Below are 15,041 nucleotides of genomic sequence, written 5' to 3'. Positions count from 1 at the left end.
AGTGCTGGGCCAAGATGTCCTAATATCGCTAAATAGCGCCTAACGTGTCGTGGCTTGCGGGTAATTGCCGCAGTTGGTCTGTCGGGGCTTGCTCTGCATGACGCAGATGCGTACCTTTGCCGGCTTTTATTTTGACGCATCGATCAGCTTTCTGGTCTGTCCGTCCCGCCCCCAAGAGGAAACAGCATGTCCGTCGATCTCGCGCATATACGCCAAGTCATGGCCGAAGCCGATTGCCTGCACAGCAATGCCGAGGTTGAGGTGGCCATCGACAGCATGGCGGCCGCTATCAACATCGAGATGGCCGACAGCAACCCTGTGGTGTTCTGCGTGATGAACGGCGGGTTGATCTTCTCCGGCAAGCTGCTGCCCAAACTCAACTTCCCGCTGGAACTGTCCTACCTGCACGCCACCCGCTACCGCAATGAAACCAGCGGCGGCGAGCTGTTCTGGAAGGCCAAGCCGGAAATCTCCTTTATTGACCGTGACGTGCTGATCATCGATGACATCCTCGATGAAGGGCACACCCTCGGTGCAATCATCGATTTTTGCCGTCACGCCGGCGCCAAGAACGTGCGCATCGCCGTGCTGGTAGATAAAACCCACGACCGTAAAGCACGCCCGGACCTCAAAGCCGATTACGTCGGTATGTCCTGCGTTGATCGCTATGTTTTTGGCTATGGCATGGACTACAAAGGCTACTGGCGCAATGCGCCGGGTATCTACGCGGTTAAAGGGCTGTAAGACGTATGACTGGGCCGCGCTTTCTCGATCAGACCCTCTTCGGCGCACTGGCCGAGCAAGCGGCGGTCAGCCCACGGCAACGCCAGCACCACAACTTCCACCAGATGGAAGAGCCCTGCCACCGCATGGCGGTGGGGCTGCAGCCGGACACCTACATCCCGCCGCATCGCCATCTCTCGGCGGACAAGGCCGAAGCGCTGCTGGTGCTTAAAGGCCGCCTGGGCCTGCTGATCTTTGATGACGCCGGTGAGGTGTTGGATAAGCGCGTGCTGCAGGCCGGTGGCGAGTGTGTCGGCGTCGACCTGCCACCTGGGGTGTTTCATGCTCTGGTGGTGCTGGAAGCCAACAGCATTCTCTTCGAATGCAAAGCCGGACCTTACAAACCAGTGGGGGAGGGCGAGCAGGCCAGTTGGGCACCGCGTGAAGGCGAACCTGGCGTTGCCGACTACCAGATCTGGATGCGCGCACAATTTACTTAGTCCGTGCTTTCCCCATCGGCCTTGGACGTTAGCCAGCGCAACGCTTTCTCTCTGGCTTGGGCCAGGTCGCGTACATACGCCAGCTCACCCTCGACGCGCACGATGCCGGCGCGGCGCAATTGCAGGCGTACCTGTGGCGTTGGTCCGCTGAGCACCAGGGCGACGTCCTGTTCGCGGTAGTCGCGCAGCACATTGTCCAGTGCGGCGATGGCGGTCATATCCAACAACGGCACGGCGCTGATATCGACGATCACCACCTTCACTCCAGGGGTAAAGCGTCTGAGCACGCTCAGGGCTTTTTCTGCTGCGCCGAAGAACAGCGGGCCGCGAATGGCGTAGGCCAGCACGTGTTCGGGCAGGTCATTAAGCGCCTGGTGAAAATGCTTGGGCAGCGCTTCGGTATCTGTCAGGTCGCTCATGCGTTTGATAAACAGCCCGGCGGCCAGCAGCAGGCCGACGCCCACGGCCAGCACCATATCGAACAGCACGGTGAGAATCAGGCAGGTCAGCAGCACCAGTACATCACTGCGTGGGGCGATGCGCAGGGTATGCCGCACATGCCGCGGCTCGCTCATGTTCCACGCCACCACCAGCAGCAAGGCCGCCAGCGCCGCCATCGGCAGGTAGCTGAACAGGCGCGCGAGAAACAGGATGGCAATCAGCACCACGCCGGCATGGGTAATCGCCGCCAGTGGTGAGTAAGCGCCCGCGCGCACGTTGGCGGCGCTACGGGCAATCGCGGCGGTGGCGGTGATGCCGCCGAACAGCGGCGCAATCAGATTACCGATGCCCTGGCCGATCAGCTCGCCATTGGGGTCGTGCTTGCTGCCGGTCATGCCATCGGCGACCACCGCGCAGAGCAGCGACTCAATCGCTCCGAGCATGGCGATGGCAAAGGCCGGGGCGAGCAGTTGGCGGAACAGCTCAAAGCTCACCACCAGCGGTTGGCCATCGGCGCCAGGTAGCTGCCAGGGCCAGATAAAACTTGGCAGAAATGGCGGAATACCCGGGTGCTCAACGCCATCCAGGCTGTAGGTGAAGCGCTCGCCAATGGTCGCCACGGGAATCTGCAGGCTTTCAAGCAACAATCCGAGTAATGCGCCGACAGTCAGTGCCACCAGATGCCCCGGTACTTTCGGCACCCAGCGCGGCCAGATCAGCAGCGTCGCCAGGCACACCAGCGCCACCAGGCTGTCGCCCAGTTGCAGGGTCGGCAGGGCGTGCAGCAGGCCGTTGAGCTGTTCGATGTAGTTGTTCGGCTGGCTGCTGAGTTGCAGGCCGAACAGGTCTTTGATCTGCAGGGTGGCGATGACGATGCCGATACCGGCGGTAAAACCCAGCGTAACCGGGTAAGGGATAAATTCGATCAGCCGCCCGGCGCGCATCAGTCCGAGGGCAATCAGGATCAATCCGGCCATCAGCGTGCATAGCAGTAGGCCACCGAGGCCGAATTGCTGGGTGACCGGCAGCAGAATCACTACGAAGGCGGCGGTTGGCCCGGAGACATTAAAGCGCGAACCACCAAACAGAGCGATCAGCGTGCCGGCCACCAGCACCGTATACAGGCCGTGTTGTGGTGCCACGCCGACGGCAATCGCCAGGGCCATGGCCAGTGGAATGGCAATGATGCCCACCGTAACGCCGGCGCTCAGGTCGTTGCGCAGGTTTTTCCAGCCATAGCCGGCGCGTAGGGTCTGGCGCCAGGCGGAGAACAGCGGCGGTAAGGGCAGCGACATAATGACTCCCAACTCGATAGGCGCAGTATAGGGTTTGAGTGCGGTGGGCTGTGTTGACCAAAGTCGGCTGTGCGCCAGCCTCAACGCGTGTTAAACCCTGTGGTTGCCCGGCATCCGTTGAGCCCTTGCCCGCCCCGGAGGTACACTGCCGCCCCCGTGTGGCCTGGTTAGCTGGAGTGAGTGATGCGTAAAGACAAGAAACAGGTGATTGGCGAAGAGATTGGTGACGAGCCGATCAAGCTGTTCCTCAGCGTAGAACCGGCCGATGCCACGCCGCCGTCGCTGCACAAGCTGGTCAAGGCCTACCGCGGCCTGCGTATCGATGACTTCGAGCGCTTTGTCGGCTTCTTCGTTGCTGCCGGCTACGACCTGAATGCCAAGGATGCCCAGGGCAATGACTTTATCGCGCTGATCCAGGATCAACGCTTTGCCGAACCCTACATCGACGTGATCAACGCCGCGCGCAGCTGACATCGAGTCAGCGCCTACTGCGCTGATTAAGGCTTACGCCTGCCCACAAAGCCGCGACCTGTTCGCGGCTTTTTCGTGTCTAAAACCCGCGCTGCTTCTTGCTGATAATCACGCAAATCAATAGTGCTGGGCGAGGCGAGACGACCGGTCATATTCTTGTCGACATGAACTCCAGTATCCGACTCGACAAGCGTGACCTGATCCTCGCCAAAGGCGCCGAGGTGATGACCCGTCGCGGTTATCACGGCGCCGGCGTGCAGGAAATCGTCCAGGCGGCGGGGGTGCCGAAAGGCTCCTTCTATCACTATTTCGCCAGCAAGGAAGACTTCGCCCTGCAGGCCTTGCAGCAGGTCTATCAGCCGCGCTTGGCGCGTTATGCCGAAGCTTTAGCCAATCCTGAATTGAGCCCGCGTGAGCGCATCCTCGGTTATTACGCTGAGCTGGTGGAGCACTTCGCCCGCCAGGAGCGTCTGGAATACCACTGCTTTATTGGCAGCCTGAGCTTCGAGATGGCCGAGTTGTCGCCGACGCTGGGCGCGCAGGTCGATGCGATTTTGCAAGCTTCGGTGGACACCCTGCAGGCCTGCCTGGAACAGGCGCAGGTGGCCGGCGAGCTGCCGGCCAGTGAAGATTGCCGCAACCTGGCGAGCTTTATCGCCAATGCCTGGCAAGGCGCGCTGACCCGGCTCAAGGTGGCGAACAACACTCGCGCCCTGACTGACTTTATCCAACGCCTGCAGCTGCTGTTGCAGGCCTGATCCCAAGCTCCCTTTAACCAGTTGCGGCGCTCTGGCCGCCCCGAGGAATGATGATGACCGATCCCGTTAAAGCGCTGTTCCAACCCTTTACCCTGGGCAACCTGGAGCTGCCGACCCGTGTGGTCATGGCGCCGATGACCCGTTCCTTTTCCCCAGGTGGCGTGCCGAACAGCAAGGTTATCGAGTATTACCGTCGCCGCGCCGCTGCCGGTGTTGGCTTGATCGTTACTGAAGGCACCACCGTCGGTCACAAGGCTGCCAACGGTTACCCGAACGTGCCGCGTTTTTATGGTGAAGACGCCCTGGCCGGCTGGAAGAAAGTAGTCGAGGCCGTACACGCCGAAGGCGGCAAGATCGTTCCGCAACTGTGGCACGTGGGCAATGTGCGCAAGCTGGGCACCGAGCCGGACGCCAGCGTCCCAGGCTACGGCCCGAGCGAGAAGATTAAAGAAGGCAACGTGGTTGTGCACGGCATGACTCAGGACGACATCAAGGAAGTGATCGCCGCCTTCGCCCAAGCCGCCAAGGATGCCAAAGCCATTGGCATGGACGGCGTGGAAATCCATGGTGCCCACGGCTATCTGGTTGATCAGTTCTTCTGGGCCGGCAGCAACCAGCGCACCGATGAATACGGCGGTGACCTGGCGCAGCGCTCGCGCTTTGCCATCGAACTGATCCAGGCTGTACGCGCCGCAGTCGGCCCGGAATTCCCGATCATCTTCCGCTTCTCGCAGTGGAAGCAGCAGGACTACACCGCACGCCTGGTGCAAACCCCGGAAGAGCTGGGGGCGTTCCTCAAGCCGCTGAGCGATGCTGGCGTGGACATCTTCCACTGCTCGACTCGCCGCTTCTGGGAGCCGGAGTTCGACGGTTCTGAGCTGAACCTGGCGGGCTGGACGCGCAAGCTCACCGGCAAACCAACCATCACCGTTGGCAGCGTCGGCCTGGACGGCGAGTTCCTCCAGTTTATGGTCAACACCGACAAGGTGGCTCAGCCGGCCAGCCTGGAAAACCTGCTGGAGCGTCTGAACAAGCAGGAGTTTGACCTGGTGGCTGTAGGCCGCGCACTGCTGGTTGACCCGGATTGGGCGGTAAAAGTACGCGATGGCCGCGAACAGGACATTCTGCCGTTTAGTCGTGATGCGCTGACCAGCCTGGTCTAATACCCCGTTTTATTGTGTGCGCCGCAAAACGGCGCAACACTCCTCAAGCCCCGGCACATCGGGGCTTTTTTTCGTCTGCGCTTTGGCTGGTACGCGGGCACCCCACATTGATGCAGAGCACTCAGCAGGCAAGCGCCGCGTCGTTGGCTAGTATTGCCAGTGCCCCGCCATCAGGTACCGACTATGAAACGTGTTGTGCAGATATCCGTATCCCTTGTTCTGCTGTTGCTGATCAGCCTGGCCGCTGCGGTTGCCTGGAACTGGGCGCCGGATCGCTCCCTTGCCGACCTCAAGCCACGCTGGGCCTTGCCGCCATCCGAGTTTCTGGCCATCGACGGCATGCTCGTACACCTGCGTGATCAGGGCCCACGGGATGACCCCGCGCCGATTGTGCTGCTGCATGGCACCTCGGCCAGCTTGCACACCTGGGAAGGCTGGGTGGCAGCGTTACAGGCTAAGCGTCGGGTGATCAGCCTTGATCTGCCAGGTTTCGGTCTCACCGGGCCGTTTCCCGATGGCGATTACCGTATGTCCCACTACAGCGCCTTCCTTGCCCATGTGCTGGACCAGTTGCAGGTGCCGCGAGCGGTGGTAGCGGGCAACAGTTTTGGCGGGCAACTGGCCTGGCAGTTTGCCCTGGATCATCCGCAGCGGGTCGAACGGTTGGTATTGGTGGACGCCGCCGGTTACCCGCGCAATGCCACCTCCATTCCCATCGGTTTTCGCCTGGCGCAGATCCCCGCGCTGGCGCCGCTAATGGCCAACCTGCTGCCCCGGCAGATGATCGAGGCGAGCATTCGCAACGTCTATGGCGACCCGAGCAAGGTCAGCGATGAACTGATCGACCGCTACTACGAACTGACCTTGCGTGCCGGCAACCGTGAAGCCTTGCGTCAGCGTTTTATTCAGGCCGAAGCTGGGCAGGGCTTCACGCGTATCGCTGAGCTCAAGGTGCCGACCTTGATTATCTGGGGCGGGCGTGATGAATTGATTCCGCCAGACAACGCCGAGCGCTTCAAGCGCGATATCCAGGGCAGCCGCTTGGTCCTGTTCGACGACCTAGGGCATGTGCCCCAAGAAGAGGACCCCGCGCGCACCGTCGCGGTGCTGATGGGCTTTCTAGAGGGCTAGCCGGGGTTTTCCGCAGTTTTTGACTGCACACTAAGCTGCTGATATTTCGAGAGAGATTGGCTGCATAAAAGAGCTGGCGTGCTTTGTGCTAACGCTGTCGGTGCCAGTTGGCTTTACGCCATCTTGGTCTAGGCTCTCGGAATAACAATTATTCGGCAGGTGCGGTATGCCCAAGGCCATCAGGCTGTTTGTGCACGCAGTGGAGGCGCTCAACCGCGTTGTCGGGCGCTTCGCCATGTACCTGATCTTCGCCATTCTCGGCGTGCTGCTGTACTCCTCCATCAGCAAGACCTTCTTTGTGCCGGCCGCCTGGACGCTGGAGTCGGCGCAGTTTCTGATGGTCGCCTACTTCCTGCTTGGCGGCGCCTATTCGATGCAGCTCGATGCCCATGTGCGCATGGACCTGTTCTATTGCAACTGGTCGCCACGTACTCGTGCAGTCGTCGATGTGATCACCATAGGCTTTCTGATTTTCTACCTAGTGTTCTTGCTCTATGGCGGTATTTCTTCAACTCAGTACGCCCTTGAGTACAACGAAACCAGTTACTCGTCGTGGTCGCCACCCATGGCGCCGATCAAGATTCTGATGTGCATCGGTATCGCCCTGATGCTGCTACAGGCCATCGCTACCTTGTTCAAGGACATCGCCGCCGCGCGGGGGGAAACGCTGTAATGGATTACGAGCTGATCGCCCTGCTGATGTTCTCCTCGATGATGTTGCTGCTGCTTACCGGCAAGCGTGTATTCGGTGCCATTGGTTTTGTTGCCGTGGCCGCCGCCCTGTTGTTGTGGGGTGATGGCGGTTCGGAAATGGCCTTCAGTGCGGCCATGAAACTGATGAAGTGGTACCCGTTGCTGACCCTGCCGTTGTTCGTGTTTATGGGCTATATGCTCTCCGAGTCGGGGCTGGCCGAAGACCTCTACAAGATGTTCCATGTCTGGATGGGCCCGCTCAATGGCGGCCTGGCCATCGGTACCATCGGCCTGATGGTGGCGATCTCGGCCATGAACGGCCTGAGTGTGGCCGGCATGGCCATCGGCGCCAGTATCGCGCTGCCGGAGCTGCTGCGCCGCGGTTACGACAAGATCATGGTCACCGGGGTGATTCAGGCTGGCAGCTCGCTGGGCATCCTTATTCCACCGAGCGTGGTGCTGGTGCTGTACGGCATGATCGCCCGCCAGCCGGTCGGCCAGCTGTGGCTGGCTGGGGTGTTTCCCGGTTTGATGATGGCGGGGCTGTTTATTCTCTATATCGCCATTCGTTGCCGCTTGCAGCCCGAGCTGGGGCCGGCTTTATCCGAAGAGGAACGTGGGCAGATCAGCCGGCGCGAGAAGCTGCTGCTGCTCAGGGCCGGCATTGCGCCGTTATTTATCTTCTTCTGCATGACCGGGCTATTTCTCATGGGCATCACCAGCCTGGTGGAAAGCTCGGCAGTTGGTGCGGCGGCAGCCACCCTGATGGCGCTGGTCAAGGGCCGTTTGACCCGCAGCGTGATGGAAGAAACCCTGCGTAAGACCCTCGGCATCAGCTGCATGTTTATGTGGATCATCCTCGCCGCGCTGTGCTTCGGCGCAGTTTTTGACGGCCTCGGTGCGGTCAAAGCGATTGAAGCGCTGTTTCTCGAAGACCTCGGCCTGGGGCCTTGGGAAGTGCTAATCCTGATGCAGGTGTCGTTCATCCTGATGGGCATGTTCCTTGATGACACCGCCATGCTGGTAATCGTCGCTCCCTTGTATATCCCGCTGGTCGGCGCACTGGGCTTTGATCTGGTCTGGTATGGCGTGCTCTACACCATCACCTGCCAGATCGCCTATATGACGCCGCCCTTCGGCTACAACCTGTTCCTGATGCGCGCCATGGCTCCGCCGGAAGTCTCGCTGCGCGACATCTACGTTTCGGTGACTCCATTCGTGCTGATCATGATCCTGGCTTTGGTGCTGGTCATGGTCTTTCCGCAGATCGCCCTGTGGTTGCCGCAGTGGCATTACGGCGGATAAGCACATGAATTTCAGCTGTAGGCCAGCGCAGTCGTACCGACAAAGCCAGTGAGGATTGCTACGGCGCCGTTCCGCTGATGCCGTGCGCAATCCTCAAGGGCTTTTGAGTCATCAGGTACAGGTTGCCCCTCTGAAAACCCTGCCAGCGCCCCGTGGGTCAGGCAGTGCGGTTGTATGCCATCTGAATCGACAAGCCTGGAGATAACAGCATGAGTACGAGACGCAGTTTTCTGAAAACCGCCGCGGTAGCAACCGGGGCAGCAGGGGCAACGGCATTGGGTTCGGCGCATATCTACGCCGCCGAGCCGAAGAAAATTGTCTGGCGCCTGCAAACCTATGCCGGCGCTGCCTTGGGCGAACATGTGATCAAACCGTCCATTGATGCCTTCAACAAGGCCGCCAATGGCGAGATGGAAATCCAGCTGTATTACGCCGACCAACTGGTGCCCACCGGCGAGCTGTTCCGCGCCATGCAGAAGGGCACCATCGATGCCGTGCAGAGCGATGACGACTCCATCGCCGCGCCCGTGGATATCTCGGTGTTCGGCGGCTACTTCCCCTTTGCCACCCGTTACAGCCTGGATATTCCAGTGCTGTTCAACCAGTACGGGCTCAATGAAATCTGGGCCGAAGCCTACGGTGAGGTCAAAGGCGTAACCTGGCTCGGCGCCGGCGCCTGGGACCCCTGCCACTTCGCCACGGTCGAGCCAATCACCAAACTTGAGCACCTCAAGGGCAAGCGCATCTTTACCTTCCCCACAGCGGGCAAGTTCCTCACCCGCTTTGGCGTGATTCCGGTAACCCTGCCCTGGGAAGATGTCGAGGTGGCGATCCAGACTGGCGAGCTGGACGGCATTGCCTGGTCCGGCATCACCGAGGATTACACCGTCGGCTGGGCCAACGTGACCAAGTACTTCCTCACCAACAACATTTCCGGCGCCTGGTGCGGCTCCTACTTCGCCAACTCGGACAAATGGGCCGAGGTACCCGAGCATCTGAAAACCCTGTTCAAACTGTGCATGGACAGCTCCAACTACTACCGTCAGCACTGGTACTGGGGCGGGGAGGCGCAACTGCGGGTTGAGGGCGGCAAGCTGCAACTGACCTCGATTCCGGCCGAGGAGTGGGCCACTGTTGAGGCCGAAGCTTTGGTGTTCTGGGATGAAATCGCCAAGACCAGCCCACGCTGCGCCCGTGTGGTGGAAATCTTCAAGAAGTACAACGCACTCATGGCCAAGGCCGGCGCGCCCTATCGCGGCTAGTGCTGTGTTGCTTGCAACCTACGCCCGCAGCGCAAGATGCGGGCGTATTTTTTTGCGTGGCAGGCAGGCGGCTCAGTCAGTGCGCGTAGCGATTGCGCAAGGCCTGGAAGCGACCATCCTGCTGCACGCGCAGCAAGGCAGCGCGCCAGCGCGCGATGTCCTGCTCCGGCATGTCACGGGACAGGGCGATAAAGCCTTCATCGCGGCCCAGTTGCACGGCGCTTGGGCGCACCTTGTCGGCCGCGACGCCCGCCTCGCGCAGCCTCTGCGCCAGCTCTGAGTCAGCCGAGGCAACCAGCGCGATCCGGCCGGCTGCGAGCATGCTGAAGCAGGTGCTGTAAGTGTTGTTGCGCTTTAGTTGCGAGAACGCCATGGCTGTCAGGCGTTCGTCATGGGAGCTGCCGTTGAGTACGCACACCGGCAGGTTCTTGGCATCCTCCAGGCTGTGGATACCGGTGGGTCGTTGGCTGTTTTCGTAGAGCCAGTCGGTCTCTTCCCAGATGGGCCCGACCCAGTGCGCCAGCGGCAGGCGTTCCGGGGTTTTGGCAAGGTTGAAGAGCACCACATCTTCACGCTGTTGCAGTTGCGCCAGACCACGTGCCAAGGGCACTTCCTGGATTGGCAGCGGCTCGGTCATATCAGTCAGCAACTCGCGCACCAGCTCCAGATAGAACGCCCGCTTGCCGGCATGTTCGCGTCCGCGTAACTGGCCGTCGATCAGTGCGGCTTGGCTATCCAGGCTGTGGGTGTAGATCAGCCAGTCACGGGCCAAGCAGGCCGTAGGCGCAAGCCAGGCAGCCAGTACCAGCGCCACTGCGGCGGCAACTGCTGTGCGATGCCGAGTCTGGCCGGGCGCTGGCAGGGTGCGGGGCATCGGGTTCAAACAATCTCCGGTATGGCTTCTGGCGGCTACCTGGCGCATGCAGCCAAGTGTTCGGCGGACGGTGATCTGTGCTTTTACAGCAGAGCAGTGCCTGCCGTCATCTGTGATGCAACGCGTGCGAGTTGTTTTGCCTAATTGACCAGCCAACTTGGCAAACCTGTACCACACTGATGGAGCTTTTTGCCGGGTGTTCTAACAGGCGTTGGGTAGTCGTCAGGGCGCGTTGTGTAGTGGTTGTGGGGATGCGCTTGAGACGCTGTTGTTGCCTGCAGGACTGACACCGGATGTCGGCCATAACAACAATAGACAGGTGCATTTATGCTCAATCCGCGAGACGTGAAAACCGTTCAGGATGCCAAGCGCATTGTCGAAGAGCGCGGCCTCAGCCATATCAAGGTTGGGGTGTTCGATAACGATGGCGTGATGCGCGGCAAATACCTCAGCCGCAGCAAATTCTTCTCTGCCCTCGACAGCGGCTTTGCCTTCTGCGATGTGGTGCTCGGCTGGGACGTGAAGGACCAGCTTTATGACAACGCCCAGTACACCGGCTGGCACACCGGCTACCCGGATGCGCCGGTGCGGGTGCTGCCGCATACCTGCCGCGACTTACCCTTCGAGAACGGTATGCTGCTGTTTATCTGCGAGTTTGCCGAGGCAGCGGAAAAGGTCTGCCCACGCGGCACCCTGCGCCGGGTGATCGAGCGCTGCAAGGCCATGGGCTTTGATGCTTTTGCAGCGCTGGAATATGAATTCTTCATGTTCGATGAAACCCCGGAGTCGGCCCGCGAGAAGGGTTTTCGCAATCTCAAACCGTTCACCCCGGACTGGTTTGGCTACTCGATGATTCGCAACTCGGTGCATGCCGAGCTGTACCACGAGATCCTCGAAATGGCCGAACGCATGGACTTCCCCATCGAAGGCCTGCACACCGAAACCGGCCCAGGCGTGCTGGAGGCGGCGATTGCCTATGACCGCGCGGAAGCTGCCGCCGACAAGGGCGCGCTGTTCAAAACCTTTATGAAGGTGCTGGCCCAGCGCAACGGCCTGATGGCCACCTTTATGGCCAAGTGGTCGGGCAAATATCCGGGGCAGAGCGGGCATATCCATGTGTCGCTGCGTGATCTGGCCAGCGGCAAGTCGGCGTTCTATGACCCGAGCCAGGCGCACAACATGAGCAAGATCCAGCGCCACTTTCTTGCTGGGCAGCAGCGCCTGATGCCGGAATTCCTCTGCATGGTCGCGCCAACGCTGAACAGCTACCGGCGGCTGATTCCCGGTTTCTGGGCGCCCACCGATGCCACCTGGGGTGTTGAAAACCGTACTGCTGCGTTGCGGGTCATTCCCGGCAGTGACAAGTCCCAGCGTCAGGAATATCGCCTCGGCGCTGCCGACGGCAATCCGTTTCTGGCCCTGTCGGTGGCGCTCGGCTCTGGTCTGTACGGGGTGATGCAGCAATGGGAGCCGACCGCACCAGTGGTAGGCAACGCCTACGCGATGAAGCACCCCGAGGAGCTGGCCCTGCCGCGCACCCTGTGGGATGCCGCGCAACGGTTGAAGGCCTCGGCGGCGGCGCGGGAGTTGTTTGGCGATGAGTTCGTCGAGCATTTTGCCGCCAGCCGCGAGTGGGAAGAGCGCGAATACCGCCGGCATGTCAGCGACTGGGAACTGGATCGCTACTTCGAAATTATCTAGCGCGCGCCCCGGCTGATTGGGCTTATGGAGTCTTTTCAATGAGCAAACTGCAATGCATTTCCCCCATCGATGGCTCTGTGTATGTCGAGCGCCATTTGGCCTCCAACCCGGAAATTCAGGCGGCTCTAGCCAAGGCCGAGCGGGCGCAGCAGGCCTGGAAGACCACCCCGCTGGCTGAACGCATCGCCATCGGCCGTAAGGCGATTGCTGCGTTCGCCGCCAAGGAAACCCAGCTTGCTGAAGAGCTGTGCTGGATGATGGGCCGGCCGATCCGCTATGCCGCAGGCGAGGTGCGTGGCTTTGTCGAGCGGGCCAGCTATATGGCGGACATTGCCGAGAGCGCCCTGGCCGATATCCAGGTGCCGGAAAAGCCCGGTTTTATCCGTTTTATCCGCCGTGAACCGCTGGGTGTGGCGCTGGTGATCGCCCCCTGGAACTACCCCTACCTGACTGCGGTGAACGCGGTGATGCCGGCGCTGCTGGCCGGCAATGCGGTGCTGCTCAAGCATTCAGCGCAAACGCCATTGTGTGCCGAGCACATGGTTGAGGCTTTTAGCGAAGCCGGCTTGCCGGACGGGGTGTTCCAGTATTTGCACCTGAGCCACGGTGAAACCGAGGCGCTGATCCAGGCGCCGACTATCGCCCACGTCGCCTTCACCGGTTCGGTGCCCGGCGGCACCATGGTCGAACGGGTGGCGGTGGGGCGCTTTCTCAGCATCGGCCTGGAACTGGGCGGTAAGGATCCAGCTTATGTTCGTGCTGACGCCGATCTGGCCCACGCGGTGGAAACCACCATTGATGGGGCGTTCTTCAACTCCGGACAATCCTGCTGCGGCATCGAGCGCATTTATGTGCACGAATCGCTCTACGACGCCTTCGTCGAGCAGGCGGTGGCGTTGGTCAAACAGTACAAACTCGGCCGCTCCGATGACCCGGACACCACACTCGGCCCTTTGGTGCGTGCCGAGGCGGCGGATTTCGTCCGTGGGCAGATTCACGATGCCATTGAGCAGGGCGCCACTGCCCATCTGGTGCCGGCCGACTTTGCTATGGACCATCCAGGCTCGCAGTATCTGGCGCCGCAGGTGCTGACCAACGTGAATCACGGCATGCGGGTGATGACCGAAGAATCCTTCGGCCCAGTGGTAGGCATCCAGAAGGTCAAGGATGACGAGGAAGCCCTGGCGCTGATGAACGACAGCGAGTTTGGCCTGACGGCCGCGATCTTCAGCCGTGACGTGGATGCCGCCATGGCCCTGGCCGAACGGGTAGAGGCGGGCACGGTTTTTCTCAATCGCTGTGACTACCTCGACCCTGCACTGGCCTGGACCGGGGTGAAGAACTCCGGGCGCGGCTGCACCCTGTCCAGCGTCGGCTTCGAGCATGTCACCCGGCCGAAATCCTTCCACTTCAAAACTCAGCTGTGAGGCGCGCCATGGACCTGAATCATTACCGCATGAACTGGAATTACCCGACCTCGGTGCGCGTCGGTGTGGGCCGCATCAACGAGCTGGCGGCGGCCTGCCGGCAACTGGGCATGAGCGCACCGCTGCTGGTCACCGACCCTGGTCTGGCCGCCTTGCCGATGATCGACCGCGCGCTGTTGCACTGCCGCGATGATGGCCTCAAGGCCGGGTTGTTCCATGGCATCAAGGGCAACCCCACCGGGCAGAACGTGATGGACGGGGTGGTCGCGTTCAAGGCCGGCAAGCATGACGGGGTGATCGCCTTTGGCGGCGGTTCGGCGCTGGATGCCGGCAAGGCCATCGCCCTGATGGTGGGGCAGGACCGGCCGTTGTGGGATTTCGAAGACATCGGCGACAACTGCAACCGCGTCAATGTTGCCGGCATGGCCCCGGTGGTGGCGGTGCCGACTACTGCCGGTACAGGCTCGGAAGTCGGCCGCGCCTCGGTGATCACCGATGATGATGCGCATATCAAACGCATCATCTTCCACGCGCGCATGTTGCCGGCGCTGGTGATTCTCGACCCGGAACTGACCCTCGGCCTGCCGGCCAAGATCACTGCCGCCACCGGCATGGATGCGCTGTCACACAACCTGGAGGCCTTCTGCTCACCGCTGTTTCACCCCATGGCCGAAGGCATCGCCCTGGAAGGCATGCGCCTGGTGCAGCAGTATTTGCCGCGCGCGGTGGCGCAGGGCAGTGACGTTGAAGCGCGCTTGCAGATGCTGGTGGCGTCGAGCATGGGCGCCACCGCTTTCCAGCGCGGCCTGGGTGCCATGCACGCCCTGGCCCATCCGCTCGGCGCGCTGTACGACGCCCACCATGGGCTGCTCAACGCGGTGCTGATGCCCTATGTGCTGGTGGCCAACCGTGAGCGCATCGAGCCGCAGATGGAGAAAATGGCGCGCTACCTGAACCTGGCCAAGCCTGGTTTTACGGGCGTGCTGGAATGGGTGATGGCGCTGCGTGAGCAGGTCGGTATCCCGCATAGCTTGGGCGAGATTGGCATTGATGACACGCGCATCGAGCAGGTTGGACAGATGGCCGAGGTCGACCCCTCTGCCGGCACCAACCCGATTGCCTTTACCGCTGTGCAATACAGCCAGCTGTTCGAGAAAGCCCTGCGCGGCACGCTATAGAGCCAGCCCAAGATCTGCTGCGCGTCGGCCCTGCTGCGTTGAAAACAGGCTCGGCAGGCCGCGCGTGGCTAACGCGCTTAAGCGCGACCCGAAGGGCGAGTGAAACGAGTAATGCTCAT

General features: G+C 61.2%; 14 protein-coding genes. 12 read left to right on the top strand and 2 right to left on the bottom strand.

Translation table 11 applies throughout. The annotated features are described in order from the left end of the window. Nucleotides 1-186: 186 nt before the first annotated feature. Together CUR33_RS11655 and CUR33_RS11650 are read left to right on the top strand one after the other, a co-directional pair. A complete protein-coding gene (locus CUR33_RS11655) occupies nt 187-744 on the top strand; it encodes a hypoxanthine-guanine phosphoribosyltransferase (RefSeq protein ID WP_289239735.1) in 558 nt (185 codons plus the stop codon). Between the two features lie 5 nt (nt 745-749). Then, nucleotides 750-1,223 carry a WbuC family cupin fold metalloprotein gene (locus CUR33_RS11650; protein WP_289239734.1) on the top strand — a complete coding sequence of 158 codons (474 nt, stop codon included), beginning with the start codon at nt 750-752 and terminating at the stop codon, nt 1,221-1,223. Here the strand turns inward: CUR33_RS11650 and dauA are convergent. Beyond that, nucleotides 1,220-2,959 carry a C4-dicarboxylic acid transporter DauA gene (dauA, locus tag CUR33_RS11645; protein WP_289239733.1) on the bottom strand — a complete coding sequence of 580 codons (1,740 nt, stop codon included), beginning with the start codon at nt 2,957-2,959 and terminating at the stop codon, nt 1,220-1,222. The two genes, CUR33_RS11650 and dauA, sit on opposite strands and share 4 nt — an antisense overlap. 183 nt (nt 2,960-3,142) lie before the next feature. Here dauA and CUR33_RS11640 point away from each other — a divergent pair, with 183 nt between their 5' ends. From CUR33_RS11640 to CUR33_RS11610, 7 genes are all read left to right on the top strand, one after another. Further along, entirely contained in the window at nt 3,143-3,430 is a 288-nt protein-coding gene (locus CUR33_RS11640; protein ID WP_170048189.1) for a PA4642 family protein, read from the top strand. A gap of 164 nt (nt 3,431-3,594) precedes the next feature. Then, on the top strand, nt 3,595-4,188 hold the full coding sequence (locus CUR33_RS11635) for a TetR/AcrR family transcriptional regulator (protein WP_289239732.1): 594 nt from the start codon (nt 3,595-3,597) through the stop codon (nt 4,186-4,188). 53 nt (nt 4,189-4,241) lie between these two features. After that, nucleotides 4,242-5,351, top strand: coding sequence for an NADH:flavin oxidoreductase (locus CUR33_RS11630; RefSeq protein WP_160088293.1), 1,110 nt, complete (start codon nt 4,242-4,244; stop codon nt 5,349-5,351). 183 nt (nt 5,352-5,534) lie between these two features. Continuing rightward, nucleotides 5,535-6,482, top strand: a complete 948-nt coding sequence (locus CUR33_RS11625) for an alpha/beta fold hydrolase (protein WP_289239731.1) — start codon at nt 5,535-5,537, stop codon at nt 6,480-6,482. A 166-nt stretch (nt 6,483-6,648) separates the two neighbouring features. Beyond that, complete coding sequence (locus tag CUR33_RS11620; protein ID WP_090251513.1) at nt 6,649-7,155, top strand: TRAP transporter small permease subunit; 507 nt, start codon at nt 6,649-6,651, stop codon at nt 7,153-7,155. Then, nucleotides 7,155-8,480 carry a TRAP transporter large permease gene (locus tag CUR33_RS11615; protein ID WP_289239730.1) on the top strand — a complete coding sequence of 442 codons (1,326 nt, stop codon included), beginning with the start codon at nt 7,155-7,157 and terminating at the stop codon, nt 8,478-8,480. Before CUR33_RS11620 ends, CUR33_RS11615 begins: the two co-directional genes overlap by 1 nt. A gap of 209 nt (nt 8,481-8,689) precedes the next feature. Continuing rightward, complete coding sequence (locus CUR33_RS11610) at nt 8,690-9,742, top strand: TRAP transporter substrate-binding protein (protein WP_289239729.1); 1,053 nt, start codon at nt 8,690-8,692, stop codon at nt 9,740-9,742. 76 nt (nt 9,743-9,818) lie between these two features. Here the strand turns inward: CUR33_RS11610 and CUR33_RS11605 are convergent, their stop codons facing one another. Then, nucleotides 9,819-10,625 (bottom strand): substrate-binding periplasmic protein, encoded by an 807-nt coding sequence (locus CUR33_RS11605; RefSeq protein ID WP_448703158.1) that lies wholly within the window; start codon nt 10,623-10,625, stop codon nt 9,819-9,821. Between the two features lie 318 nt (nt 10,626-10,943). Here CUR33_RS11605 and CUR33_RS11600 point away from each other — a divergent pair, with 318 nt between their 5' ends. The 3 genes from CUR33_RS11600 to CUR33_RS11590 are packed head-to-tail and all read left to right on the top strand — an operon-like array spanning nt 10,944 to nt 14,922. Then, a complete protein-coding gene (locus tag CUR33_RS11600; protein WP_289239728.1) occupies nt 10,944-12,317 on the top strand; it encodes a glutamine synthetase family protein in 1,374 nt (457 codons plus the stop codon). Nucleotides 12,318-12,355: 38 nt separating this feature from the next. Then, nucleotides 12,356-13,744: an aldehyde dehydrogenase family protein gene (locus tag CUR33_RS11595; RefSeq protein WP_289239727.1), complete on the top strand. Its 1,389-nt coding sequence runs from the start codon at nt 12,356-12,358 to the stop codon at nt 13,742-13,744. 8 nt (nt 13,745-13,752) lie between these two features. Beyond that, nucleotides 13,753-14,922 carry an iron-containing alcohol dehydrogenase gene (locus CUR33_RS11590; RefSeq protein ID WP_289239726.1) on the top strand — a complete coding sequence of 390 codons (1,170 nt, stop codon included), beginning with the start codon at nt 13,753-13,755 and terminating at the stop codon, nt 14,920-14,922. Nucleotides 14,923-15,041: the final 119 nt, after the last annotated feature.

The sequence above is a fragment of the Pseudomonas sp. FEMGT703P genome, from assembly GCF_002786345.1.
In the GTDB taxonomy this organism is placed as follows: Bacteria; Pseudomonadota; Gammaproteobacteria; order Pseudomonadales; family Pseudomonadaceae; genus Aquipseudomonas; species Aquipseudomonas peli.
Note: the sequence above shows the minus strand (reverse complement) of the source record. Positions and strands in the feature narration are given on the sequence as shown.